The organism is Eggerthella lenta DSM 2243 (assembly GCF_000024265.1).
Lineage (GTDB): Bacteria > Actinomycetota > Coriobacteriia > Coriobacteriales > Eggerthellaceae > Eggerthella > Eggerthella lenta.
This window is the reverse complement of record NC_013204.1, coordinates 371177-396906: the sequence shown is the minus strand read 5'-3', so window position 1 is coordinate 396906 and position 25730 is coordinate 371177. Positions and strand designations below refer to the sequence as shown.

Here is a 25730-nt window from a genome sequence, read left to right as displayed (position 1 = left end):
CGAACGTACTCGAACCATTCGGCACCTTGCAGCTCGACCGCGGCATGCGCGTGGTTGTCGAGCCCGGCGGCGCCCACACGCTGCTCGTCGAGAACGAGCAGGGGCGCGGCCGCATGACAACGCTCTTCGCCTCGCCGCGTCTCTTCATCGCAACGGTCGATTTCAACTTGGAGATATGCCCCATCCTCGTGAACGCCCAAGAGGTTCGCGGGTGCTGGATCACCCTGGACTACTGCCAGGAGGGACGGTGCGAGGTGGCCATGCCGGGCGAAAGCGCGATCATCGTGAAACCGGGCGACTGCTGCCTGAGCGCGTCGCGGCGCCTGCCGAGCGAATACCGGTACCCGCTCGGCCGATACCGCGGCATCAAACTGTGCTTCAGCGACGGGGTGACGAACGAGCCGGCGTACGGAGTGATGCGCGAGGCGGGTTTCTCTTTCGGCTCCTGGATCGAACAGCTCGACCCTGCGGTGCTGTTCGAGGGAGACGACCAGCTGAACGCGCTCATGGCGTCGTTCGAGGCGCTGGTGGACCCGTTCGATGCGCCGCGCAGCAAGCTGCGGTTCATGGAGGTGCTGCTGCACGTCAAGGCGCGGGGGTTGCCGACGGGGCGCCGACATTCGTATTACACGAAATCGCACATGCGCATCGCGCGGACGACGCATGATCGGCTGTGCGCCGATCTGGGGTGCGACTACCGGCTGCGCGACATCGCCGACTCGTTCGGCATCAGCGTGACCAGCCTCAACAACTACTTTCAGGGAGTGTACGGCGTGCCCGTTCCCACGTACCTGCGCGAAAGGCGCTTGCAGGAGGCCGCGAAGCTGCTCGAGGTCACCGACGAAAGCGTCGCCACCATCGCCGCACGGGTGGGCTACGCGAACCCCAGTAAATTCAGCGCCGCGTTCAAACGGCGCTACAACGCCACTCCCCGCGAGTATCGGACGGAACGGCGCTGAGGAGGAGCCGGGGCGCTCTGCACCCGGCCCCTCCCCCACCTTAGGCGGCCGTGAACTCGGCCACGTCCGCGAGCGGGCTGGCCGCGCCGGCGTCGTTCACCGAGCGCACGAGCAGCCGGTAGAACCCGGGCCGCTCGGGCGTGTACGAGAACGTCCAGTGCACCCACAGATCGTCGGTGGAATCCGACACGTCGTACGTGGTCCAGTTCGCGCCGTTGTCGAGCGAGAACTGCACCGACACGATCTGCTTGCCGTAGTCCTCGGCGTACCCGCTGAACGTCACCGGCTTGCCCACGGATACCTGCATCGGAGCGATCATCGTGCGCCCCCTAGCCCTGCGTTCCCGCGAGCACGCCCGCGTTGGGGCTGTTGGGATGCTCGTCGGCCGCACCCGGAGTCGCGGGCGCGACGTCCTCGGTGGACACCACGATTTCCACGACGTCGCGCACGAAGTAGTTCGCCGGCGTCTTCGTCATCCACAGCTGGTTGCTGCCGCCCACGGAGGCCGACAGGTCCTCGTCGTTGATCTCGTAGGACAGCACCGCATGGCGCCCCACCACGTAGCCCAGCGGGAACGTCTGCTGCGTGCCGTCGGCCGACACGAACGTCACGGCGTTCGCACCCGGAGCCGCGCCGGCCTTCGCCAGCAGATGCTCCACCGGGATGCCCGTCACGTCCGCGGTGACGATGGCGCGCCCGCCGGCGGGGTTGCCGCCGCAGGTGCAGGTCATCACGTTGCTGGTCGACTCCTCGTTGGCGAGGTCGCCCACCGAAGCGGTGAACGCCGTTTCCACGTCGCCCGACACGGACAGCTTCCAGCCCAGCGGGTTGTCCGCCACGAGGGGCACCGTCGCGCCGCAGATGGCCTGCGACACGCGCTGGAAGAAGGTCTTGATCACCTCGTTGGACGTGATGGTGGTCTGGTCGAACGAGAACTCGCCCTCCACCTGGGCGGGCGTGACCTGTGCGCTCTCGACAGCCGTGCCGTTCGTCGCGGCCTCGGTGCCGCCGGCGGCCACGGGCTCGTCGGCAGCGGGTTCGCCGGCCAGCGCCACCGCCGGCGCGGCCGCCATGGAGGCGACCATGGTGAACCCCGCGAGGGCAGAGATCGTGGCACGACCGCGTTGCGTCGTTGTTTTCATTATCGTACCCCCTACTCTACCGTGAACATGAACTGGGTGTCGTACTGGCAGACGCGATCGGCGCCGTCGGGCGTGATGCTGGTCGTGCGGATGTCCAACAGGTAGGCGCCGGCCGCGGGCGGCGTGAAGTCCATGCGCCAGTACGTCCAGTTGTCGGCGTTGTTGTCGGGCGTGTCCACCACGGTCCACGTCTCGCCGTGATCGAAGGAGAATTCCATCTTCTTGATGGGCTCGTCCCATGCGTCGGCGAAACCCTCCAGATGCACGGTCTTCGCCTCCTCGCCGGACAACACGATGCCGGTGGGATAGTTCAGCACGCCGCTGTTGGGCTTGGAGTAGATCTCGCCCGTGCGGTCGTCGGTGAACTGGCCCACGTACAGCTCGGCGTCGATCTTGTCGTCGGGCACCGTCATGAACGTGAGGTTGGAGATGCGCTTCGTGAAGTTGCCGCCGGACGTCTTGTTCACCCAGATCATGCAGGGATAGCCCTGCGAGTTGGGCAGCAGCTCGCCGTCCATCTTCGTGACGATGACCGCGTCGTTCTCAAGCAGCCAGTCGATGCCCATCTTCGCGTAGTCGTACCCGTCGCTGCCGATGGGGCTCACCACGTTGGCGCCCGATTTCGGCTTCGCGTAGTCGATGATGGCCTTCAGCGGAATGCCCTCCACCTCGCTCTGCATGATGGTGGCCTGGCCCACGCCGTTGATGGTGCAGTCCATCTTCATGACCTGCTTCACGGTGCCGAACTGCTGCTCCATCTCGGGAAGCGTCATCTCGACGGGGTTCTCGCAATCGCCGTCGATGGAGATGACCCAGTTCTCGTAGATGGACTTATCCTGCTTGGAATCGTCGGTCAACCACTGGCTGGGCTCGTCTTTCACGGTCTTGAAGATGCGGTTTTCAGCCGGCGTGACCGTGGTCTGATCGTAGGAGACCGAAGCCTTCAGCTCGTCGGCCTTCACGTCGGTGATGCCCTTGTACAGGTCGTACTTGACCTCGTCCCAGCGATCGAACACGCCGGTGTCGGGGTTGATGTAGTGGCACGACTGGCAGTTGCCGTCGTCGTCGTTCAGGAACATCGTGCTGTTCATATGCAGCGTGTGAATGGCATCGGCCAGCTTATGCCCCGAATACGAGTCGGAGTGGCACGCGATGCAGTTCTGATAGCCCTGCTCGGTGGGATACCCGAAGAAGATCAGGCGATGGTACGTAGGCAGGCTCATCAGCGCGTTCTCCAACGTGTGGCACGATGTGCACCCGCGTTTGTCGGCATCGAGGTACGTATTGTTCCATCCCAGCTCATCGGCAGGGACCGGTTGCACGAGGTTGCCGTTGCGGTCGGTATAGCGACGCGGCGCCTTCGCCTTCGCGTTGGCCTCGTTCTTCTCGGTGTTCTTGTAGAAGCCGGGGAGCGCGGCCACGTTGTCGATGAAGCGGCCTTCCGTGGGGAACCCGCTGTACGCCGCCAACTCGTCCACGCCGTCGCCGGCCTTCTCGCTTGCGGCGCTTTCCGCCTTTTTCTCAGGCGCTTTCGCGTCGTCGTTCGCGGCCTTCGGGCTGCAGCCCCATGCTGCGAACGAAGCCACTAGCGCAATCGCCAGCAGCACAACCAGTACTTTCGTCTTGCTTGGACCGTGCGAGCACGATTGCCCGCTCATGATGCGTTTCATTGACCCTCCTTTGACAATGGAATCGGCCGTGCCCTTCCGAAATCCTCCTTCCCCTTCGCCCTCCGTCACTCGTCGTTCGAGCGGCGACGCCTCCGCGGACCGTCACAGTCGGCGATAGGCGTGCGCCGGAAGTCGTAATGCTCGATATAGGTCTTGTCCAGCAGGGACTTTTCATAGAATCCCACGCCCCGGTTATACTCAGCAGCAATGTCGTCCGGGCTTTTGCATTCGTCGCGCAGCGCCCCGTCCTCACGGTAGTATCGGTGAAGGGCTTCGGCGCAGCGCTCCCTCACATAGGTTGCGAACACATCCTCGAACTCGTCCGAGGCCACGAAGAAATGGCGGATCCCGTCATCGTGCTGGCGAAGGAAACCCTGATCGAGCAGACGGGCGAAATCGCTGCGCGCACACGGATACGACACGTCGTAACGCTGCGCGTGGATGCCGTAGGTGAATTCCGCATTGCTGTGTAACACGGCCTCCAGCAGCACCTCCTTCTGACGGAAGTTCATGCTCTCGTCGGAATCGATGATGATGCGAAAACGTTCTCGACGGCGCGCCATGCCGTCCAGTTTGGTCATGAACCATCGCTGCCCCTCGACGAGCATCTGCACCGCCCGCTCGAAGAAGAGCGTCCAATCGCAGAAGCCATCGCACGGCACCACCAGCTCTTCGGGCACAAGGGGCGAATCGCAGACGCGATCGTCGTCATCAAGCGGGAACAATAGCTTGACGACGGGAACATGCGCCGAGAAATGATAGCCGGCACGATGCAGCACGATGAAGTACAGCAAATAGGCAAGAACATCGTTCCCGGCAGAGAACAGGTGGAACGCCTTGAAATAGCAAAGCGCTATCAAAGCATCCACTAAAGTATGGCCACCGTCGGGCGCGCACACGTGAGCGCAGAACGACTCCAGCGCCTTCGCGCGCAGCTCATCCGCCGCGCTCTCGCCACAGCCCTCGATCTCGCGCACCTCCTTGATGGAAATGCCTTCGACGAGCCGTTCGTGCAGACGCTCGATGAACGCTACGGTGAACGGCCCCTCCCGGTAGTCCTCGATGCTTATCAGTATCTTGCCGGCATTCGATACCAGCAGCTCGATGCCGTTGGCGGGCTCGCGCGCCTGCACGCACACGCGCCTGAGCCTCACCGCGTCGAGCTCGGCGTTCTCCAGACGAACCGCGCGCACCACTTCGTCGGCCGCAAGGTTCAACTCGAAGTGACCACCCTCGGGATGGCTCAAAATGCTCCCGTAATGCACGGCCAATCCCTCGTTAACTTGGAACTCTTCAAGCAGCTTGTTCAAACGCCAAGTGGGGGCGTACCAGTTGCCCGAAACGGATCGAACGTCGGCCGGCCCCTCCGCAACCGCCTCGAAGGGGACGGGCAGCACGCGGCCTTGGCATCGGCGCAGGTTGTTGAGCGCGAACCAACACAGCGACAGGTCCTCCTGACGCACGTTGAGCTCGGCCGCCAACGACTCGAGCGTCGGCGCCTTCTTCGCAGCCAGCGCCAAAGCGTTGCCCAACAGCGAGAAATCGTCCATTATGAGCTTCTTCATCATGAGCACCCCTCCCGGCCCTCACGTGCATGTTCGCAGATGCGGCGCATGCACTTCAAGGCATCGAGACGCGACTAGAAACTATTTACCACCGGACGTGAAAGGGCTTGCGTTTCGTGGAAAAGCGAAAAGCCCGCGCGCTGGGAAGCGAGCGGGCTCGAATGTCCGCGGCCGCGAGAGCGAACCGCATTTGGTCAGGTATTTCGTTCGTTATCGTAGCGCATATAACCGGGCACCCTATCCACCTTGCGCATCTCCACCAGGTCGCCCGCGCCGTAGCGGACGTACAGCGCTCCCGCCCCCTGGGCATCGGAGTACGCAAGATGGACCCAGCCGACCCCGTTGCCGCTCTCGTCTTCCAGCACGTAGATGTTCGGATCGACGGTTTCCTTGAACGCGCCTTTGACATGCGCGCCCGGAGCCTTCGACGCTTCCCACGAGGGCTCGCCGTCGAGCGTCTGAAATGCGATGGTGCCGATGCCGTCCCGGCCGGGATCCCCCTGATAGGTGCCTCTCAGCTCGAACCCTTCGTCGATGCCTCGTCGCATGGCGTTTGAATCGCCCACGGCATTCGCAACCGCGAAGATGCCGACCAGCAGCAACGCTCCCGCCACGCCTATGCCAACGCGCACGAAAAGCTTCTTGCGTTCCATGGGGCACCTCCGCGACCGAATTCCAAACCGGCTTTTCCGCTGGGGCTTCTCTGCGGGTCAGTTTACCATGCTTCGCTACACGGCCGCCAGCGCCTGGTCTATGTCGGCGACGAGGTCCTCGGTGGCCTCGATGCCGCACGACAGCCGGATGAGGTCGGGCGTGATGCCCGCGGCCGCAAGCTCCGCGTCGTTCATCTGGCGATGCGTCGCGTTGGCCGGATGCAGCACGCAGGTGCGCGCATCGGCCACGTGCGTGGCTATCTGCGCCAGCTTGAGGTTCGCCATGAACGTCTCGGCCGCGGCGCGCCCGCCGGCCACGCCGAAGCTCACCACGCCGCTGGCGCCGTTCGGCAGGTACTTCTGCGCCAGCTCGTATTGGTCGTCGCCCGGCAAGCCGGGGTAGCGCACCCAGGCGATCTTCGGATGCGCGGCCAGATGCTGCGCCAACGCCAGGCCGTTCTTGCTGTGCTGCGCCATGCGCAGGTGCAGGCTTTCCAGCCCCAGGTTGACGAGGTAGGCGTTCTGCGGCGACTGGATGGCGCCGAAGTCGCGCATGAGCTGGGCCGTCGCCTTCGTGATGAACGCGCCGCCCAAGCCGAAGCGCTCGGTGTACGTCACTCCGTGGTAGCTCTCGTCGGGCTCGCACAGGCCGGGGAACTTGTCGGCATGCGCCGTCCAATCGAACTTCCCGGAGTCCACGATGGCCCCGCCCACGCTGGCGCCATGGCCGTCCATGTACTTCGTGGTGGAGTGCGTCACGATGTCGGCGCCCCACTCGATGGGACGGCAGTTCACCGGCGTGGGGAACGTGTTGTCCACGATCAGCGGCACCCCGTGCGCGTGCGCGGCGGCGGCGAAGCGCTCGATGTCGAGCACCGCCAGCGCCGGATTCGCGATGGTCTCGCCGAACACGGCCTTCGTGTTCGGCCGGAACGCGGCCTCCAGCTCCTCGTCGGTGCAGTCGGGCGAAACGAACGTGCATTCCAGGCCCATGCGCTTCATGGTCACGGCCAGCAGGTTGTACGTGCCGCCGTAGATGGCCGAGCTGGCTACGACATGATCGCCCGCGCCGGCGATGTTGAACACGGCGAAGAAGTTCGCAGCCTGGCCCGACGACGTGAGCATGGCCGCCGTGCCGCCCTCGAGCTCGGCGATTTTGGCCGCCACGAAGTCGTTCGTGGGGTTCGCCAGACGCGTGTAGAAGTACCCGGCCTCCTCGAGGTCGAACAGGCGGCCCATGTGCTCGCTCGTGTCGTACTTCCAGGTGGTGGACTGGTAGATGGGAATCTGGCGCGGCTCGCCGTCGCCGGGACGGTAGCCGCCCTGTACGCAGGTGGTGCTGATGGATTCGCTCATGGATGCTCCTTGTTGCGGGATTGCGGATTGCGCTCTTGCGATCCGGCTCATTATGCCATCATGGTTTACGCGACGGTAGTTCTATCTTCCGATAGCATGTTATCGATAATTCAGATAAACCGGTCATCTGATTAGAAGGTATCATGATACAGACCGTTACGACCGGCACCAGCGTGCCCGCGCGATACCGCGACGATCTACGAAATGCGAGGTTTCCCATGCCCATCAGAATCCCCGACTCCCTGCCCGCGACCGAGGTGCTCGAGGGCGAGAATATCTTCGTGATGACCGAGTACCGCGCCATGCACCAGGACATTCGCCCGCTGAAGGTGCTGCTGCTCAACCTCATGCCCACGAAGATCGTCACCGAGACGCAGATCATGCGCAAACTGTCGAACACCCCGCTGCAAATCGAGGTGAGCCTGCTGCAAACGGCCAGCCACGAGGCGAAGAACGTGTCCGAGCAGCACCTCGACACGTTCTACACCACCTTCGACGAGATCAAGGACCAGCGCTTCGACGGCATGATCATCACCGGAGCGCCGGTTGAGCTGCTCGACTTTGAGGACGTGGATTATTGGGACGAGCTCGCGCGCATCATGGACTGGTCCGCCACGAACGTGCACTCCACCTTCCACATCTGCTGGGGCGCGCAGGCCGGCATCTACCACCATTACGGCATCCCCAAGTACGAGCTGGAGAACAAGCTGTTCGGCGTGTTCGACCACGAAGTGGTGAAGCCGTCGTCGCCGCTGGTGCGCGGGTTCAACGACTCGTTCCGAGCGCCGCACTCGCGTTACACCGAGGTGCACGCTGCCGACATCGAGGCGCACCCCGACCTCGAGCTGATCGCCGTCTCCGACGAGGCCGGCGTCTACATCGCGAAGAGCACCGACAGCCGGCATTTCTTCGTGTTCGGCCACCCCGAGTACGACGCCGACACGCTCATGGCCGAGTACGAGCGCGATATCGCGAAAGGCCTGGACATGCCGCTGCCTCGCCACTACTTCCCGAACGACGATCCGACGCAAGCCCCTCGCGTCACCTGGCGCGCGCACGCGCAGCTGTTGTATACGAACTGGTTGAACTATTATGTGTACCAGACCACGCCCTACGATTTGGCGAAAGTAGGCACCGAAGAGGACAGCGTCCATGAGTGACTCCCAGCGCAAACCGCGCTACATCCTGCGACCGGTGGTGACGCCGGTCGCAGGCGCGCAGCCGACTAAGAGCGCGGCTTCGAAGTCCGAAGCGTCATCCGACCCGTTCCTGCGCCCCGCCCAGGAAGACGACGACGGCTACGACCCGTTCAGCGACCGCCCGCCAACCCCCGAGCCGACCTTCCAGGAAGACCCTTGGCGATAAGAGAACTTCCTCTTTCATTTGATCCTCGATTATGCTCTTTTTTCAGCTGTTTTTTATGCTATAATATCGGCATAGATAGCAACCGGAGAAAACCGAAAGGAGGAATCGCCATGCCCCTCACAGTCAAAGCATCGGAAGCCCGCGCGCAATTTCCGACCATTGCAAAGCGCGTGTATGAGGACAATATCGAGGTAACGGTCATCAAGGGAAGCAAACCCTATGTAAAAATCGTTCCCATCGACGACAATGCCTCGGACGGCGAGAATGGAACCATGTATTTAGATGCATACTTGGAAGCTGCGGACGAGTACCGCGATTTGTTTGAGGCTCTGTCGAAATGAGCGGGCGCGATCCTTCTCCCATACCCAAGCATATCGTGCTCGCCATTCATGAAGACCAACTGAAACGTAACGGGGGAATGCCAGGAGTTCGCGACGAAGGGCTTCTTAATTCGGCTCTAGCTCAGCCTTTCGCCTCTTTCGGAGGACAAGATCTTTATCCTTCCGTGCATGAGAAAGCGGCTCGATACGGCTACGGGGTCATCAAGAACCACCCCTTCGACGACGGAAACAAGCGAACGGGAACGGCTCTCATCATCGCCTTCCTACACGGTAACGGAGTAAAGTTCAAGCCTCGTACGCAGGACTTCTTCGACACCGTCATCGCCGTCGCGAACGGTACTATGAGTTACGACGAGCTTGTCGCCTGGATCGAGAAGCAGATCTAGCGGGAACAAAACGGGGGGCGCTTCAAGTCGAAGCACCCCTCGCCTCTTTTAGTTCCAACCGAGGAACGTGTCGACGTCCAAATCCTCGAAGGTCGTGATGAACCGCTCGGCCTCGGCTGCCAGCTGCTCGCACGTGCCCGAGATATCGCAGTCGTAGATGCCGAGCGTGCGGTAGTTCGCGGCTTTCAGCGTGCGCACGGCGTACACCGAGTCCTCGACGCCCCAGGTGGCGGCAAGCGGCGTGCCCATCGCCTCGCGAGCGTGATCGTACACAGCGGGCTCGCGCTTCGAGGCGCCCACGTCGTCAACCGACACGATGGCGTCGAGGTACGGCGCGAACCCGCAGCGCTCAAGCCCGGCCTGCAAGTACGGCTGCGGGCTGGACGACGCCACACTCATGCGCACCCCGCGCTCGGCCAACGCCTGCACGAACTCGAGCGCTCCCGGCCGCGCCAGAGCGCGCTCGCGGTAGAACTCCAACATGAGCTCGTCCATCATGGCGACCACCTCGTCACCCGACGAACCCAAGCCGAAGCGCTCGTGGAAGAACGCGCCGCACTCGGGAATGGTCATCGCGGTGAGCGCATCGATTTCGGCCGCCGTCAACGTCACGTTCGCACGCCGCGCCAAACCGGCTTCCGTCTCGCGCCACACCATCATCGAGTCGATCAGCGTCCCGTCGCAATCGAAGATCACGCCGATGCGGAATGCGTCCATACGATACCCCCTCAAGGCATGCCGAACGCCGCTAAACCGGCGCCCGGCGAATCGTCTTCTTGTTCCACGAAAGAGTATCAGAAACTTCGCATCCGAGTTTGACCAGGGTCTTGATTTTGCCCAGAGTTAACGCATCCGAGTGCGAGACAGCTACCCAAGATCCTCCACCAGATCGATCAGCTCCTGATGGGTATGGACGTCCAGCTTCTGGTAGATATGCTTCACGTGCGCTTTGATGGTGTTGTACGACACGCATAGCTCGTGCTGGATGAACACGCCCGTCCTACCGCGCGCCAGCAAGTGCAGCACCTCGGTCTCTCGCTTCGTGAGCCCCTTCTGCTGCGAGAGGACCTCGCACCGCTCGTCAACGGTCAGAGCCCTCTCCTCGGAAGCATCGTCTTCATCTGCGCTGTCGACCAAAACAGGCGGAACGCTCTCGCGCACGCCGTTGATGGTTTTCTCGAAACTGAAGTGCTGCAGAAAAACCGACATGGCAACGACAAGGCAAAACACGATACCAGCCACCGCCAGAACCACCACCTGCACATCGCTCGTCCAATAGTGGTTCACGAAACGGCCGGCATTGGCTCCTAGGATGACGCCAATGGCATGCATCGCGGAGCCCCAAGCGAAAACCGAAACGGCACCATGCATGTTGCGCCGGGCCAACGCCGTGAGCACGATCCACTGGAACACGTCGAACGCAGCGATCCCGCAGCTGATCAAACCGTTCGAGATGGAGAACCGAATCAAGTCCGAAGCGGGAACGAGCAGAAGCCCCGCGATCGCAAGCAGCGCGGCCAGCTTCAAAAGCGCATCGGTCGTCAACCGGCGGGGAGCAAGGCATGCGACAACAAGGACCACCGCCAAAATCGCGAGGCTCCAGATCGACGTGGCAGGAATGCCCCCGGTTTCTCCGAACGTGAGCATGAAGCCCTGGACCGCGCTGAACAGAAGGAGGCAGACGAATAGTTGATGGCCGAACGGCAAGAACGACGAAGGCTGCGTGATGGCCATATCGTGCGGCGATTCGTCGCGAGAAAGCCGTGCCATTGTTTCCGAAGCAGTCGGATTCGCCAACAACGCAGCTCCTAGCAAGAGGGCTGCATGGACGGCAAGCGCAAACTCCGAATAGCCCACCGCAATCGCCTGTTTCGCGCCGGCGCATGCCAGCAATCCCGTCACGATGCAGATGGACGCGAGCTTCGTCGGAACAGAGCACAGGGCTATGCCCACCAGGATCGCGCACGCACCCTCGGCAACGGATACCAGGCAGGCGCCTGCCAGCATGACGCCCATCGATCCCAGCCGATCACCCGCCCACACGAGCAGCGACCCTCCCGCAGCTCCGAAGATCGCAATGCCCATGAGCACCTGCCTGCGCAACGCACGCGGACGACGCACCGACACGACGGCGACAGCCACCAGCGCGGCGCCGTTCGCTAACGTACACAGCTCTCGAATGAAGGAAAGCTGCGTGTCGTACAGAGGAAACAGATGCACGTTCAGCGACCAACTGCTCAACGTCAGCAACGCCAACGCAAGGCCCTGCGCAAACGAGAACAAGCCCGCCTTCGGCGGCGCGACCCCCTCGCCGTTCTGCTCCCGTGATCTCAACATGCCCGTATTGTAGCCGAAACACTCCATCTGGTTAACCGGCGTAAGAAGCTTTCTACCTGGGGTTACCCAAAAATTACCCACTGAGGGTGATGAAGTTTGCCCACGGCGACCCTAGGATGCACCCTCGAACCGCCGCAGCGCGGAGCACCGCCTGCACAACTCGCGAACAAGGGAGGGACCTATGAGCACCAAACATGCACAGGGCATATCTCGTCGAAGCTTCCTCGCAGGAACAGCCTTGGCAAGCACCGGAGCCGTTTTGGGACTGGCCGGATGCGCGCCGAAGGAGAACAAGGGCGCCGAAGAAGCGAACGCTGAAACGGGCAGCACATCGTCCGATTGGCTGGGCTCGGAGCCGACCGTTCAGGAAAGCGACATCGTCGAAACCATCGACACCGAATTCCTGATCGTCGGCGCTGGCACAGGCGGCCTGTTCGCCGCATGCGCAGCCGGAGAAGAGGGCATCGAGACGTTCGTTCTGGAGAAGTACAACGGCGGCGTCGTGCGCGACGACGTCGGAGGCGTGAACTCTCGCCTTCAGCAGGAAAGCGGATACACGATGGATCTGCAGGAGTACCTGCTCGACATGAACCACTACGCCGCAGGCCAATGCAATCTCAACCTTCATAAGACGTGGTACGAAAAATCGGGCGAAACCATCGACTGGTACGAGACCGTGCTCGACCAGTACGGCGTGAAGCTCTGGCATGAAGCCGCCGAAGAAAAGCACGAGACGAACTACAAGCACCGGGCAACCGGTCATTCGCCCGCCTGGCCGGAAGATGGCTCGCTTAACGGATTCACCGTGCTGTCCGATTACGCCGAGAAGACCGGCCATGTGACGTTCCGCTACAACACGCCCATGGTCAAGTTGGTTGTGGAAGGCGACAAGGTGGTCGGCGCCATCGGCAAAGGCGAGAACGGATACATCCAGGTCAACGCCAGCAAGGGCGTGCTGGTATCCACCGGCGGCTACGGCATCAACGTCGACATGCAGAAGGCGCTGCAGCCGCATACCACCAGCCTGTATGGGTTCAACTCCGCGCAGCCGGGTTGCGAAGGCGACGGCATCAAGGCCTGCCTGTGGGCGGGTGCGAAGATGGACGATACGCATTCCAGCATGCTGTTCGATCGCGGCGGCCTGCCGGCCGACTCGCTTGGCGGAGCCGATTGCGGCGTAGGCACGCTCTTCTGGATGGGAAGCCAGCCCTGGCTCAAGGTGAACCTGAACGGCGAGCGCTTCTGCAACGAATCCGGCACGTACGACTTCGTGCTGCACTCCGACGCCCAGCAGCCGGGTTCCATCCACGTCACGCTCTGGGATGCCGATTTCGCCACCTACGCCGAGCAATTCGACATGCACGGATGCTCGCGCCTCTTCCCCTTCGACAACGGCGCCGCGCCGAACATCCCCATCCAGGCGGTTATGGGCATGAACGAAGAGCTGGCGGCCAAGGGCTACATCCAAAAAGCCGACACCTTGGAAGAGCTGGCCGGGAAGCTCGGGTTGCCCGCCGACGCGCTCATCGCCACGGTGGAGCGCAATAACGAGAACTACGATAATCAGGTCGACCCCGATTTCGGGAAAGAGCCGTTCCGTCTCTCACCCGTGCGAAACCCGCCGTTCTACGGCATCCGCAACACCGGCATGCTGTTGTGCACCATGGACGGGATCAACATCAACACCCAAGGCCAGGCGCTGCGCGCAGACGGCAGCGTGATCGAGGGTCTGTACGTGACCGGCAACGACTCGGGCGGATACTACTCCATGACGTATCCGAACCTCTCGACCGGCAACGCCTGCGGCCGCACCGTCACGTTCGGCCGCATGATCGCGAAGAACCTGGCGAAGTAGCCGACCCCCAAAATCCCCTCCCCTCCTGAAAGGCCCGATCGACGCGCATGATGGCGTCGATCGGGCCTTCGCATTCGCTTGGACGGGAACAGCTGAAGAAACCAGGGGGTCGGCTCAGCCTTACTTCACGCCGTACTGCTCGTAGTAGGCATCCAGCGCCGCCTTCACGTCGTCGTCAATGACCACGCGCCCCTGCACTTCGCGGTTGTACAGGCATTCGGTCACCTCGGCCATGCTCACGATGGACGCGACGGGGAAACCGTACTTCTCCTGCACTTCCTGCTGCGCAGTCACTACGCCGCCTTTGCCCACTTCCATGCGGTTGAGCGACACAATGAGGCCCTTGACGTCCACATCGGCCGCGCCCTTGAGCACGGGATACGTCTCATCTATGGACTTGCCGGACGTGGTGACGTCCTCCACCATGATCACGCGGTCGCCGTCGTGCAGCTCGCTTCCCAGCAGGTTGCCCGCATCGGCGCCGTGGTCTTTGACTTCCTTGCGGTTGGAGCAGTAGCGCGCTTCCTTGCCGTACAGCTCCTGCAAGCCGATGACCGTGATCACCGACAGCGGAATGCCCTTGTACGCCGGCCCGAACACCACGTCGAAGTCCAGCCCAAAAGTATCATGGATGGCGCGCGCGTAATACAAGCCCAAGCGGTGCAGCTGCTCGCCCGTCACGTAGGCGCCCGCATTCATGAAGAAGGGGGACTTCCTGCCGCTTTTCAGCGTGAACTCGCCGAACTTGAGCACTTCGCTTTCAACCATGAACTCGATGAACTCTTGCTTGTACTGCTCCATGAGGGGTCCCTTCCTTCTCTTTCACCGCGCAGCCGCGCGCCCGCTGCGAACCATGATACTAGAAAGCGCCGACCGCCGGGACGTGGGCGCAAAATGCAACCCATGACAATTTTGGGCGGCCTTTCAGCCCCCTTGCGCCGGATCGTCGAGAAGCGGATCGGCATATGCCCAGCTCGCAAGCTTCTCGAGGCGCCCTGACTCCGAGTTCTCCATGGGAAACATTGTCATGGGCGCCGTTTTGCGCCCAAGGCGGCGAGCATCTCGCCCGCCGCCGTCGACATGTCAGATCCCGCGCCCCCTACCCTTGCTTCCCCAGCAGCTCGCGCACATGGGCGCTCGATGTCCTCAAGCGCTCGGCGGCCGCCTTGATGTCGGACACGTTGTCAACCGACGCCGCCTCGGCCTCGCGCGCCTTCTTGCCGAAACCGGCGGGGCGCTTCGACAGCGCCTTGCGCAGCGTTTCGGCGTCGGCCTTGACCTGCTTCTTCTCGTCTTTCTCCAACTGCTTTCCAACCTGGCCGAGCGCCCGGTCCACCTCGTTCAGCAGACCCTGCGCCTCCTCGCGCGCCAGCATGGCCTCGCGTCGCTCGCTGTCCTGCGCGGCGTACTGCTCGGCATCGCGAATGGCGCGCTCGATGTCGTCGTCGGACATGCGGCCGGAGTCGTCGATGGTGATGGACTGCGCCTTGCCCGTGTCCAGATCCTTCGCCGACACGGTGAGGATGCCGTTCGCGTCGATGTCGAACGTCACCTCGATCTGCGGCACGCCGGCCGGCGCGCGCTTGATGCCCTTCAGCTTGAACGTGCCGATGGACTTGTTGTCCTTCGCCATGGGGCGCTCGCCCTGCAGCACGTGGATCTCCACGCTGGTCTGGAACGCGGCGGCGGTGCTGAACACCTGCGAGTAGTGCACCGGCAGCGTGGTGTTGCGCTCCACGAGGCGCGTCGCCACGCCGCCCACCGTCTCGATGGACAGGCTGAGCGGCGTCACGTCTAAAAGCAGGATGCTGTTATCGGCCTTCACCAGGCCCGTCGACGTGCCGGACAGCGTGGCACCCTGGATAGCGGCGCCCATGGCTACGCACTCGTCGGGGTTGATGGACGCGGACGGCTCCTTGCCCGTGAGCTTGCGCACATGGTCCTGAACGGCCGGAATGCGCGTGGAGCCGCCCACCAGCAGCACGCAGCCCAGCTCGGACGCGGCGATGCCGGCGTCGTTGAGCGCGGTCTGCACGGGACCCGACGTGCGCTCCACCAGATCGCGCGTCATGTCGTTGAACGCGGCGCGCGTGAGCGTGGCCTCGAGGTGCAGCGGGCCCGACGGGCCCTGCGCCAAGAACGGGAGGTTGACATGCGCGGTATCGAGCGACGAAAGCTCCTTCTTCGCCTCGCGGGCCGCCTCGGTGACGCGCTGCATGGCCGCCTGGTTGCCCCGCAGGTCAACCCCATGCTCGCGCTTGAAGGCGTCCAGCAGGTGCGCAGCCACGCGCTCGTCGAAGTCGTCGCCGCCCAGATGGTTGTCGCCCGACGTGGCCAGCACCTCAATGACGTCGTCGCCGATCTCGATGACCGACACGTCGAACGTGCCGCCGCCCAGGTCGTACACCATCACCTTCTGCGGCGTGCCGTTGTCCAAGCCGTAGGCGAGAGCTGCAGCCGTGGGCTCGTTGATGATGCGCAGCACGTCGAGGCCTGCAATGCGCCCGGCGTCCTTCGTGGCCTGGCGCTGCGCATCGTCGAAGTACGCGGGCACCGTGATAACCGCCTGCGTGACATCCTGGCCAAGAAACGCCTCGGCATCGCGGCGCAGTTTGCGCAGGATCATGGCCGACAGCTCCTGCGGCGAGTAGGGCTTGCCGTCGATGTTGGCGCGCCAATCGCTGCCCATGCGGCGCTTGACCGACTCGATGGTGCGGTCGGGGTTCACCGCCGCCTGGCGGCACGCGATGGTTCCCACCAGGCGCTCGCCTTCCTTCGAAAACGCGATCACGCTGGGCGTGGTGCGCTCCCCTTCCGCGTTCGGCACGATAACGGGCCGGCCGCCCTCCACCGTAGCCGCGCAGCTGTTCGTCGTTCCTAAGTCGATGCCGATCGTTGCCATGAGTGCGTCCTTTCGGGTTGAGATTGCATAGGTGCAAGTGCGAAAACTCGAATCACCGGTAGTTCGTAGCGTCAGCGAGGGTTTCCGTGGTGCCCGAGATCGTGGGGAGGGCGAGGGCGTGGCGTACTTCGGTACGCAAGCCCTCGGACTCGCCGCGAGATCGGGCACCATGGGAAGCCGCAGCGTCGAGCGGTTCCGACGGCCGGCAGGCCGCCGGAACCTAAAACGGCATCCCGCACAGCCGGCACAACGAGGGGCCCAGGCACCAGATGCCGCAGCAGAGGATGCTGGGGTCGATGCCCATGCTGAAGCCTTGCGATTGGCTTTCCTGCTGGTAGGTTTGGCCAGTCTGCTGGAACTGCCGCTGCGCGCGCTGGTAGTCCGGGTTGTTCGGATCCATGCGCACCGCGCGCCTGATCTGCTCGAGCGCCATCAGCGTGTTGCCCGCCGCGTCGTTGGCCAGCGCGCTGAGGTAGTACCAGCGGGCCGAGCGGCCGTCGCTGGTCACCGTGTTCAGGATGTCCACCGCCTGCTGACCGCGCCCGGCGTTGATGGCGTCGATGGCGTTGCGCATCTGTACGTTGTCGCCCGCGGCCGCCTCGGGATGGATGGGCTCGCGGCTGCCGTAACCTGCGCCGCCAAAGCCGAACAGGTCGTCGAAGTCGAACCCGAAGCCGCCCGACCAGCCGTACGGCCCCTCGGTCCCGTAACCCGAACCGCCCGCGCCCTGCCCCTGGCCTGCTCCGCCGCCTGCTCCGCCGTATCCCGCGCCGCCTCCGTAGCCCGCGCTACCCTGCGGCCCGGATGCCGCCCCGGCGCGACGGTCGCGCGCCGCGTACTTCTCGGGGTTGACGATGCGGTCGTACGCCTCGTTGATCTTGTTCATGCGATCCGCCGCCGCAGGATCGTTCGGGTTCAGATCGGGATGGTTCTCGCGAGCCTTCTTGCGGTACGCCTTCTTCACCTCGTCGGCGGACGCATCACGGCTCACGCCCAGCACGTCGTAGGGATTCTCAACCACGGCGCTTCTCCTTATCGTTTTCCAACGCGTAGTACTTCTGCCACACGCCCGCGTACACCACGCTGCGCAGCAGGCGCAGGTCGCGCTCCAGCGGCAAGCGCTCGAACGCCTCGGCCACGCCCGCCGCCAGCAGGTGCAGATCCTCGCGCATATCCTCCGCGCTCATATCCATAGCAACCAGCGGGTTATAGCTGCCCGATGCCCGGTCGTCCTCGTAGTCCATCACGGCGTCCATCACGTACACGAACTTGCCCAGACGGGCGCCCACCGTCCGCAGGTCGTCCGCCCAGTAATCGTCGGGACGGTACACGAACAGCTCGCCCATCAGCACGCCGAAGCGGTTGGCCGCCGCATCGGGAGCGGGCACCTCGCCGCCCGGAGCGGCGCCCGCTTCGCGCGCAGCGGCCTCGATGGCTCCGATGTCGGCCATGCCCGTCTCGACGGCCTCGCAGATGCGAGGGTTCCTTTCGCGGATGGCACGGTAGGATCCGGCCAGCATGCCCGCAAACGCCCGAGCCCGCACGCTGCGATCGTCGTTCCAGTCGTCGAGGCCCTTGTAGTACGCAAGCGCCACCGTCACGTCGGCCGCATAGTCGATACATGCCGAACGCACGAACCCGTGCGCCTTCACCGGATGGGGCGCGCAGCGTCCCTCGCCCTCGCGCTCCTCCGGCTCGTACAGCGAGCCCAGCAACAGCGCCAAAAACACCAGGTCGTACGTCAGCGCCAAGCGACAGTGCTGCCCGCATCGCTCGCCGATCGCGCGACACAACCCGCAGTACGCTCGATGGTAGCGTTCGCGCTCGGCTTCGTCCAAGCCCTCCAAACGGGGCACCACGTATCCGAACATCCTCAGCGCACCAGCTTTCCCGAAAAGGCGCTGAGCGCCTGGAAACCTTCGAGGATCGCATCGAACGTCTCTTGCGGCTCGGCCGAGAACGCCCTGCCGTAACGACGCTGCACCTCGCCGTCGACGCTGGCCAACAGCGCGCGGCCTTCGTCGGTGACATGCAGCCGCAGCGACCGGCGGTCGGTCTGGCTGCGCTGGCGCTCGATGAGCCCTCGATTCTCCAGCTTGCGGCACACGGGCGAGAAGTTCGTGCGCAGGATGCCGGCGCGGTCGCTCAGCTGGCCCGCGGTCAAACCCGGCGTGCGCATCAGCTCCACCAGCACGTGCATCTGCTGCAACGTCAGGCCGTGCTCCTGGCAGATCGGCGTCATCGTATCGTGCAGTATCTTCTGCAAGTCGTAGGTGATGGCGAACAGCTCGCGCTTGAAAGCTGCGATATCCACGGCGGACCTTTACGACTTCTGCTTCGTCTCGGTCTTGCACTTCGGGCACACCACGCGCAGCGTGCCCTTGCCGCGCGGCACCGACAGCACCTGGCCGCAACCCTTGCACTTGAAGTAGCGCGTGGTCTTGCGGTTCGTCCACTTCTTGCGCATCAGCGACAGCTGCTTGCGCGGCTTCTCCACGATGCGCTCGAACGTCGCGTTCTCGCGGTCGCGGGCGGCGATGTTCTTCGAGTAGCTGCGGAACAGCGAATACGCCAGCACGATCAGCGCCACCCAAGACAGCAGGTCAAGCCCAGGAATCAGCGAGGCGAACAGTAGCACGATACCCGCAACCACCAAGAAGTTGGAGAATGTGTCGGCGCCGCGGCGCCCCTGCATCATGCCCGACAGCTTCCACTGCAACCGCTCCAGAAAACCCTTCACGCGAACCTCTTCTCCTTCATGCCTGCCTGGCCGCACGCAGCGCAAACGCGCTTCCGCGCACGACGCCGACCGTCGCACGGCCGCTTTCGATCTCTGAAGAAATATAGTATTAAAGTAAGATTATTTTTCGACCAAGACGAGCCGATGTCATCGAACTGACATGTTGCTGCCATAAAGCGCCCACAGGAAAAGGCGCTCCGCATTCGCGGCGCATCGCGTCCTTACGCCATGAACCGCCGCTCGAACTCGTCGATAGCGGACGGCCTCCCGATGAGATACCCCTGCGCCCTCGTGCATCCCGTCGTCTTCAGCGCCTCCAGTTGCTGCTCGGTCTCGATGCCTTCGGCCACCGACTCGATGCTCAGGTCGTCGCACAAAGACGCGAGGCCGCTCACCACGCGCATGGTGCGATCCGTGGCATCGATGCCCCAGATCAACGACCGGTCCATCTTCAGCACGTCGAATTCCAGCTGCACGAACAGCGACACGTTCGCGTTGTCCACCCCGAAGTCGTCGACGGCCACGCTGAAACCGCGGCCCCGCAGATCGTCCGCCACGCAGCGCAGCAGGTCGCCTCCGCGCCCGCGCGCCGACTCGGTCACTTCGATCTCGATGAGCGACGGGTCCACGCCGAAGCGCGCGACCGTTTCCGCCACCCGATCGACAAATCCCTCTTCCCCCACCGTCATGCGCGAGAAGTTCACCGCGATGGGCACTGCCGCACGGCCTTCGCGCTGCCAGCGCGCAACCGTCTCGCACGCGCGCGTCAGGGCGAAGAAGTCCACATCGGCGATCTCGCCCATGTCCTCCAACGCGGGAACGAAGGATGCCGGCTGCACCTCGATCCCCCGCTCGGGGTCGAGGTAGCGGATGAGCGCTTCGGCCCCTACCAGCGCACCGGTTTGCGTTGCCACCTGAGGCATGAGGAAGATGTCGAGCAGCCCGGCCTCCACCGCGTCCCGCGCGCCGCCGGGGCGGATGAGGTCGTTCACCGCTCCGTCCTGCGCCAAGTCGATGCCCAGATCGGTTGCCCGATGCCGCCCGATCTTGACGCGGCGCATGCGGTCGCCCGCCGTGTTCAGCAGCACGGTCGCGTCTTCGCAGCGCTCGCTCCAGGCAAGCCCCACCGAAGCGGGCAGCCCGGCCTCGGCGAAGCGGGCCGTCAGGCTGCGCGTCATGCGGTCGAACTCCTCGTATTCAAGCGGCAGGGCCACCGCGCAGAACTCGTCGTCGCCGATGCGGTACACGCCCTCGCCGAACACCTCGCGCATGGAAGAGCAGATGCGCCGCAGGACCTCGTCGCCCTCGTCGCGGCTGCGCTCCCGGTTCACCACCGCAAGACGGTCGGCATCCACCAGCACGAACCCGATGCTCTCGAACGTCCCGCAGTCGTAATCGCGATGGAACGCGCTGCGCGAGTACGCACCGGTCAATCCGTCTTTCCAGGTCAGCTCGTCAACCTGGCGCTCCGCCATCGCGCGCTTCATGCTGGCGGAGATGAACGACGCCAGGCTGACCAGCGGCTTCTCAATGATTTCCAGGCGGCCTTTCTTCGGATCGTCTGCTCCCATATAGCCTACGAGCCTGCCGTCCACTTCGAGCGGAACGACCACGAGCGACTGGATGCCCTGGACGGACAGCGCCTCGTACTCGTCGGCGCGCTCGCCGTCCTGCAGGTCGTCCACCGAGTTGATGATGACCGCTTCCCCGCGGGTGAACCGCTCGATCCAGTGATCGATCAGCGACAACGGCAAATCGGACAGGTTCTGGATCTCGGGAGACACGCCCTGCGCGCACCACTCGTAGGCGTTCCACATGCGATGGCTCACGATGTTGAAGATGTAGGTGCGATCGGCCTGCAAGAACTCGCCCACCATGCCCAACACCGCGTTGAGCGCCGCATCGAGATCGTCGTTCTCCAGAACCCGGATGCATTCGACGTTCAAACCGTTCGCGCTTGCGAGGAACTTGAACGATTCCTTCTCGCGGTCGTGATCGGTTATGTCGAACGCGATCTCGAGGCGCGCTTGCTTGCCGTTCCAGTCGATCAGCTTGTCGCGCAACAGGTAGTGATGCTTCGTGATGGGGCTCGTGTGCTCCCATTCGAGGAACGCGCCGCCGCTCGGGCGGTTGTTCGTGCAGAACGGGCAGGGGGACGTGCGGTTCTGCAGCGCGGCGTAGCACAGGTGCGTTCCGTCGGCGATGTCCTGGCCGTAAGCCTCTTTGCCGGCCTTGTTGACGAACAGCAGCTGATAGGTGTCGGGGTCGCTGATGTACACGAGCTCGGACAGTCCGTCGAGGAGCGAATCTACTGCGAATTGCACGAGCGCCCCTCTCTGTCCCCGATGTGCCAATATGCCCTCTGATAAGGCATGATTATAGAGGAAGCCCAGGTCGCTGCTAAGGGGGTAGTGTAAAACGAACGGCCCCGCACGAGGCGAGGCCGTTCGAGGGGCGTCGATGTGCGCGCAGGATCACTCCTCCACGCGGATGACGCTGGGCTCATCGCGCAGCACGTCGTCGAGCTCGGCGATCTCGGCCAGCACGTCGCGCACGCTCTTCTCGCGCGCGGTGTGGGTGACGTACACGAGATCCACCTGGCCGCTTTCCTTCTTGCCGCGCTGCACCACCGAGTACACGCTGACGTTGTGCTTGGCGAACACGCCGGCCATCGCGGCCAGCACGCCTGAGCGGTCGGCCACCTTGAAGCGGATGTAGTACTTCGTCTTGAGGTCGTCCATCGGCACGATGGGAAGCTCGTCGGTGCAGGTGCAGCCCACCAGCGGCCCCACGCCCAGCGTGACATGGCGCGCCACTTCCACCACGTCGCCCATCACGGCGCTGGCGGCCGGGCCCGCGCCCGCGCCCTCGCCGAAGAACATCGTCTCGCCCACGGCGTCGCCTGTGACGTAGATGGCGTTGTACACGCCGTCAACGGTGGCCAGCTGGTGCGACAGCGGCAGCATCGTGGGATGCACGCGCACGTCCACGCCCTCGTCGGTGCGGTGCGCCAGCGCCAGCAGCTTCACGCAGTAGCCCATGTCGCGCGCTGCGTCCAAGTCCATCGTGGTGACGTTGCGGATGCCCTCGGTGTGCACGTCGTCGATGGTCACGCGCGAGTTGAACGCGATGGACGCGAGGATGGCGATTTTCGCGGCGGCGTCGAACCCGTCCACGTCGGCGGTGGGGTCGGCCTCCGCGAAGCCCTTCTCCTGTGCCTCCTTGAGCGCGGCGTCGTAGCTGAGCCCGTCCTCCACCATACGCGTGAGCATGTAGTTCGTCGTGCCGTTCACGATACCCATGACCGAGCTGATCTCGTTGGCGATGAGCGAGTGCTTCATCGGGTCGATGATGGGGATGCCGCCGCCCACGCTGGCTTCGAACGCGATCTCCTTGCCGGCCTCGTCGGCCGCGCCCATGACCTCTTCGCCGTACGTTGCCATGAGCGCCTTGTTGGCCGTGACCACGTTCTTGCCCGCCTTGAGAGCGCCCACCACGATGTCGCGCGCCACGGTGGTGCCGCCGATCAGCTCCACCACGATGTCGATGTCCGGATCGTTCAGGATGTCCTGGTAATCCTGCGTGAAGATGTCCTCCACGCCGTGCGCGATAGCCTGCTCGGGGTTGCGCGAGCACACGCGCACGAGCTCCACGTCGATGCCGTAGTGGCGCTTGAAATCCTCGCGGTGGTTCTTCAGGATGTCGATGCACCCGCCGCCGACCGTGCCCGTGCCCACCAGTCCCAGTTTTACCGTCATGCTGCGCTCCCTTTTCCTAAATGTCTCGGCTCATCAGGTCTTCGTACGTTTCGCGTCGCGTGGTCACGCGGGCCTGGCCGTCCTTCACGAACACGATGGCCGGCCGCGGCTGGCCGTTGTAGTTGCTGGCCATAGTGTAGCAGTACGCGCCCGTGCCGAAGACGGCGACGATGTCGCCCAGGTCGGGGTGCTGCATCGGCATGTCGATGACCACGGCGTCGCCGCTTTCGCAGTGCTTGCCCGCGATGGTGACGATCTCGGTGCGCGGCTGACCCGCCTTGTTCGCGATGACCGGCTCGTAATCGGCGTGGTACAGCGCCGTGCGGATGTTGTCGGACATGCCGCCGTCCACCGCCACGTACTTGCGGATGCCCGGCAGCGTTTTCAGAATGCCCACCGTGTACAGCGTCACGCCCGCCGTGGCCACCAGGCTGCGGCCCGGCTCGGTGAGCAGGCGCGGCTCGGGCACGCCGAACTTCTCGCACGCCGCGTGCACCGCCGACGTGACCGTTTCGGCGAACTCGTCGATGGAAGCCGGCTTGTCGTCGGCCGTGTAGGCGATGCCCAGGCCGCCGCCCACGTCCAGCTCCTCTATACGATAGCCGTACCCTTCCTCGATGCGCGCCATAAGCTCCACCATGACCTCGACGGCCTCAGGGTAGGAATGCAGCGCGAATATCTGCGAGCCGATGTGGCAGTGCAGACCCGCCAGCCTCACGTTCGGGGCCGCCAGCACGTCCTTCACGCACCCGTAGGCGAAGTCGTCGCGCATGGTGAAGCCGAACTTCGAGTCCTCGCAACCCGTGCGGATGTACTGATGGGTGTCGGCCTCGACACCCGGCGTGATGCGCATGTAAATAGGCTGCACGACGCCCAGCTCGCCCGCGATCTCGGAGATGCGCTTGAGCTCGATGCGGCTGTCGATGATGATGCGGCCAACGCCCGCCTGGATGGCTTCGCGCAGCTCGCGCGGCGTTTTATTGTTGCCGTGCATGAAGATGCGCTCGGTCGGGAAGCCCGCGGCCAACGCGATGGCCAGCTCGCCGCCGCCTGACACGTCGAGGCACAGCCCCTCGTCGGCTACGATGCGCGCGGCCTCCTTGTTGAGGAACGCCTTGCTGGCGTACACGACATCGGAGTTCTGATAGCGGCTGCGGAACGCCGCGAGGTAGGTTTCCATGCGCGTGCGCATGTCCGCCTCGTCCATGACGTACAGCGCCGTGCCCTGCTCGCGCGCCAGCTCCACCATATCGACGCCGCCCACATACAGGTGGTCGTCCTTCACCTCGGCGGTCAAGGGAAGCACCGCGCCCAGCTCCATGGTGGTGCGGTTGTCCGGTTGTTTGCTCAAGTCGGCTGCGGGAAGAGACATGCGATTCCTTTCGTGCGTCCTGGGGATTCGCCTAGTCTATCATCCCCGCTCGCGCACGGCGACACCCTGATCGAAAATGTCGCAATCATCCACCCTGCGGCAGGCGCTAAACGGCTTTTGGAAGCCGGCCGAAGCGCCGCTCCATGCAGGGGGAACGTTATGGAAGGTCGACGGTTGCTTTCTAACCAACGCGCACAGATGTTTCACGTGAAACATCTTCGGATCCGCCCGCTCCCCGCGTTTCGCGCCCCATGTGCGCGTCTATGCTCCCCGCGCCTCGCGTCCCGCTCCCGCCCGCGCGTCCCTTCGCTCCCGCCCGCGCGTCCCTTCGCTCCCGCCCGCGCGTCCCTTCGCTCCCGCCCGCGCACAGATGTTTCACGTGAAACATCTGTGCGCGTCGAAGCGGGATGCAGGATGGTGCCCGTGCCGGCAGGGTCCCGCGATGGATCGTCTCCGCATGGCAGAGATCGCGCGCTATGTACGATTCTCCGCCATCGTCGTTTCTTCCGACCTGGGCTTTCCTTCTTCGCCTTCGAAGACGAGCCCCGATAATCGTGCATAGCGCGCGATCTCTGCCGCCTCGCTTCCCAATCCGCCGTCAGGTCGATGACGAAGCGAGCCCGCACGAGCCGTACGCGATGGCCGACGGCGGCAAGGCCCCTTCATGGCAACGTCTCCCACGATTCTCAATGGCGTATAATGGGGCGATCATCCTCGAGGAAGGGAGCGGCATGGCTCAGCAGGAACCGTCCATCGATCAATGGCTCGCGGAAGCGAAGCAGGATCCGAACGCCGCGCAGTGCGGCATGTACCTCACCCACAACGGCATCGTGCGCATCACGCCGAAGAAGCAGGTGCGCGAAGGCGTCGAGGGCCTGGGCGAGGTCGCCCAGGTGGAATTCTCCTACGACGCGGCCGGCGTGGAGGCAGCGGTGCAAGAGGCCCTCACCTGGCCGGGCGTATACTACGTGCGCACGTGGCTGAACGAGGGCGTGCTCAACGTGGGCGACTCCATCATGTACGTGCTCATCGGCGCCGACATCCGACCGAACTGCATCGACGCGCTGCAGAAGCTGGTGGGCAAGATCAAGAACGACCTCGTGGAGGAGAAAGAGATCTACGCGTAAAGCGAAGGCGGCGGACGCAACAGGGCAGCTCGGCGAAAAGGTCTCGTCGCGCGGAACCGCCAGAAAAGGCGATCCCGCGACATAAGGCCGCCCTTCGGCGGCGCTCACAGGCGGCGAAGCGGCGAGAAATCCCGCTTCGCCGCTTTTTTCTCATTCCGGGCACATTTCCGAAGCCGGTTTCGTGTTGGTGGCAAGGAGGCGA

Annotated in this window: 24 protein-coding genes; 7 read left to right on the top strand and 17 right to left on the bottom strand. The window is 63.8% G+C overall.

The genetic code is table 11. The annotated features are described in order from the left end of the window. Positions 1–26: 26 nt before the first annotated feature. A complete protein-coding gene (locus ELEN_RS01545) occupies positions 27–959 on the top strand; it encodes a helix-turn-helix transcriptional regulator (RefSeq protein WP_035584280.1) in 933 nt (310 codons plus the stop codon). A 40-nt stretch (positions 960–999) separates the two neighbouring features. Here ELEN_RS01545 and ELEN_RS01540 read toward each other — a convergent pair whose 3' ends face one another. From ELEN_RS01540 to ELEN_RS01515, 6 genes are all read right to left on the bottom strand, one after another. Then, entirely contained in the window at positions 1000–1278 is a 279-nt protein-coding gene (locus tag ELEN_RS01540; RefSeq protein ID WP_009305883.1) for a molybdopterin-binding protein, read from the bottom strand. Positions 1279–1288: 10 nt separating this feature from the next. Continuing rightward, complete coding sequence (locus ELEN_RS01535) at positions 1289–2101, bottom strand: molybdopterin-dependent oxidoreductase (protein ID WP_015759909.1); 813 nt, start codon at positions 2099–2101, stop codon at positions 1289–1291. A gap of 11 nt (positions 2102–2112) precedes the next feature. Then, the gene (locus ELEN_RS01530; RefSeq protein ID WP_009608157.1) at positions 2113–3771 is read right to left on the bottom strand and encodes a molybdopterin-dependent oxidoreductase; all 1659 of its coding nucleotides are present in this window, start codon (positions 3769–3771) and stop codon (positions 2113–2115) included. Between the two features lie 65 nt (positions 3772–3836). Then, on the bottom strand, positions 3837–5339 hold the full coding sequence (locus tag ELEN_RS01525; protein ID WP_009608074.1) for a Fic family protein: 1503 nt from the start codon (positions 5337–5339) through the stop codon (positions 3837–3839). A gap of 191 nt (positions 5340–5530) precedes the next feature. Continuing rightward, complete coding sequence (locus ELEN_RS01520; RefSeq protein ID WP_009305879.1) at positions 5531–5989, bottom strand: hypothetical protein; 459 nt, start codon at positions 5987–5989, stop codon at positions 5531–5533. Between the two features lie 75 nt (positions 5990–6064). Then, complete coding sequence (locus tag ELEN_RS01515; protein WP_015759908.1) at positions 6065–7345, bottom strand: O-acetylhomoserine aminocarboxypropyltransferase/cysteine synthase family protein; 1281 nt, start codon at positions 7343–7345, stop codon at positions 6065–6067. Between the two features lie 218 nt (positions 7346–7563). On the opposite strand from ELEN_RS01515, the gene metA reads away from it, so the two are divergent. From metA to ELEN_RS01495, 4 genes are all read left to right on the top strand, one after another. Then, a complete protein-coding gene (metA, locus tag ELEN_RS01510; RefSeq protein ID WP_015759907.1) occupies positions 7564–8505 on the top strand; it encodes a homoserine O-acetyltransferase MetA in 942 nt (313 codons plus the stop codon). Beyond that, positions 8498–8710: a hypothetical protein gene (locus ELEN_RS01505; RefSeq protein WP_009305876.1), complete on the top strand. Its 213-nt coding sequence runs from the start codon at positions 8498–8500 to the stop codon at positions 8708–8710. Before metA ends, ELEN_RS01505 begins: the two co-directional genes overlap by 8 nt. A 110-nt stretch (positions 8711–8820) precedes the next feature. Further along, positions 8821–9051, top strand: coding sequence for a prevent-host-death protein (locus tag ELEN_RS01500; protein ID WP_009305875.1), 231 nt, complete (start codon positions 8821–8823; stop codon positions 9049–9051). Continuing rightward, on the top strand, positions 9048–9437 hold the full coding sequence (locus ELEN_RS01495) for a type II toxin-antitoxin system death-on-curing family toxin (protein ID WP_015759906.1): 390 nt from the start codon (positions 9048–9050) through the stop codon (positions 9435–9437). Before ELEN_RS01500 ends, ELEN_RS01495 begins: the two co-directional genes overlap by 4 nt. A gap of 48 nt (positions 9438–9485) precedes the next feature. Here the strand turns inward: ELEN_RS01495 and ELEN_RS01490 are convergent, their stop codons facing one another. Together ELEN_RS01490 and ELEN_RS01485 are read right to left on the bottom strand one after the other, a co-directional pair. Beyond that, positions 9486–10154, bottom strand: a complete 669-nt coding sequence (locus ELEN_RS01490) for an HAD family hydrolase (RefSeq protein ID WP_009305873.1) — start codon at positions 10152–10154, stop codon at positions 9486–9488. A 150-nt stretch (positions 10155–10304) separates the two neighbouring features. Continuing rightward, on the bottom strand, positions 10305–11774 hold the full coding sequence (locus tag ELEN_RS01485; RefSeq protein WP_226844248.1) for a helix-turn-helix transcriptional regulator: 1470 nt from the start codon (positions 11772–11774) through the stop codon (positions 10305–10307). Positions 11775–12012: 238 nt separating this feature from the next. On the opposite strand from ELEN_RS01485, the gene ELEN_RS01480 reads away from it, so the two are divergent. Next, positions 12013–13629, top strand: a complete 1617-nt coding sequence (locus ELEN_RS01480) for an FAD-dependent oxidoreductase (protein ID WP_229065490.1) — start codon at positions 12013–12015, stop codon at positions 13627–13629. 120 nt (positions 13630–13749) lie between these two features. On the opposite strand, the gene pyrE is transcribed toward ELEN_RS01480, so the two are convergent. The 9 genes from pyrE to lysA form a co-directional block, all read right to left on the bottom strand. Next, positions 13750–14430, bottom strand: coding sequence for an orotate phosphoribosyltransferase (gene pyrE / locus ELEN_RS01475; RefSeq protein WP_009305870.1), 681 nt, complete (start codon positions 14428–14430; stop codon positions 13750–13752). A gap of 298 nt (positions 14431–14728) precedes the next feature. Next, complete coding sequence (gene dnaK / locus ELEN_RS01470) at positions 14729–16531, bottom strand: molecular chaperone DnaK (protein WP_009608198.1); 1803 nt, start codon at positions 16529–16531, stop codon at positions 14729–14731. A gap of 220 nt (positions 16532–16751) precedes the next feature. Then, complete coding sequence (locus ELEN_RS01465; protein WP_009305868.1) at positions 16752–17552, bottom strand: J domain-containing protein; 801 nt, start codon at positions 17550–17552, stop codon at positions 16752–16754. Continuing rightward, entirely contained in the window at positions 17545–18390 is an 846-nt protein-coding gene (locus ELEN_RS01460) for a DUF5685 family protein (protein ID WP_231566061.1), read from the bottom strand. Before ELEN_RS01460 ends, ELEN_RS01465 begins: the two co-directional genes overlap by 8 nt. A 14-nt stretch (positions 18391–18404) precedes the next feature. After that, positions 18405–18845 (bottom strand): MarR family winged helix-turn-helix transcriptional regulator, encoded by a 441-nt coding sequence (locus ELEN_RS01455; RefSeq protein WP_009305866.1) that lies wholly within the window; start codon positions 18843–18845, stop codon positions 18405–18407. Positions 18846–18854: 9 nt separating this feature from the next. After that, entirely contained in the window at positions 18855–19271 is a 417-nt protein-coding gene (locus tag ELEN_RS01450) for a hypothetical protein (RefSeq protein ID WP_009305865.1), read from the bottom strand. A 221-nt stretch (positions 19272–19492) separates the two neighbouring features. After that, positions 19493–21595: a sensor domain-containing protein gene (locus ELEN_RS01445; protein ID WP_009305864.1), complete on the bottom strand. Its 2103-nt coding sequence runs from the start codon at positions 21593–21595 to the stop codon at positions 19493–19495. Positions 21596–21745: 150 nt separating this feature from the next. Further along, complete coding sequence (locus ELEN_RS01440; RefSeq protein ID WP_009305863.1) at positions 21746–23029, bottom strand: homoserine dehydrogenase; 1284 nt, start codon at positions 23027–23029, stop codon at positions 21746–21748. Positions 23030–23045: 16 nt separating this feature from the next. After that, a complete protein-coding gene (gene lysA, locus ELEN_RS01435) occupies positions 23046–24401 on the bottom strand; it encodes a diaminopimelate decarboxylase (protein ID WP_009305862.1) in 1356 nt (451 codons plus the stop codon). Positions 24402–25132: 731 nt separating this feature from the next. Here lysA and ELEN_RS01430 point away from each other — a divergent pair. After that, a complete protein-coding gene (locus ELEN_RS01430) occupies positions 25133–25528 on the top strand; it encodes a molybdenum cofactor biosynthesis protein MoaE (protein ID WP_009305861.1) in 396 nt (131 codons plus the stop codon). Positions 25529–25730: the final 202 nt, after the last annotated feature.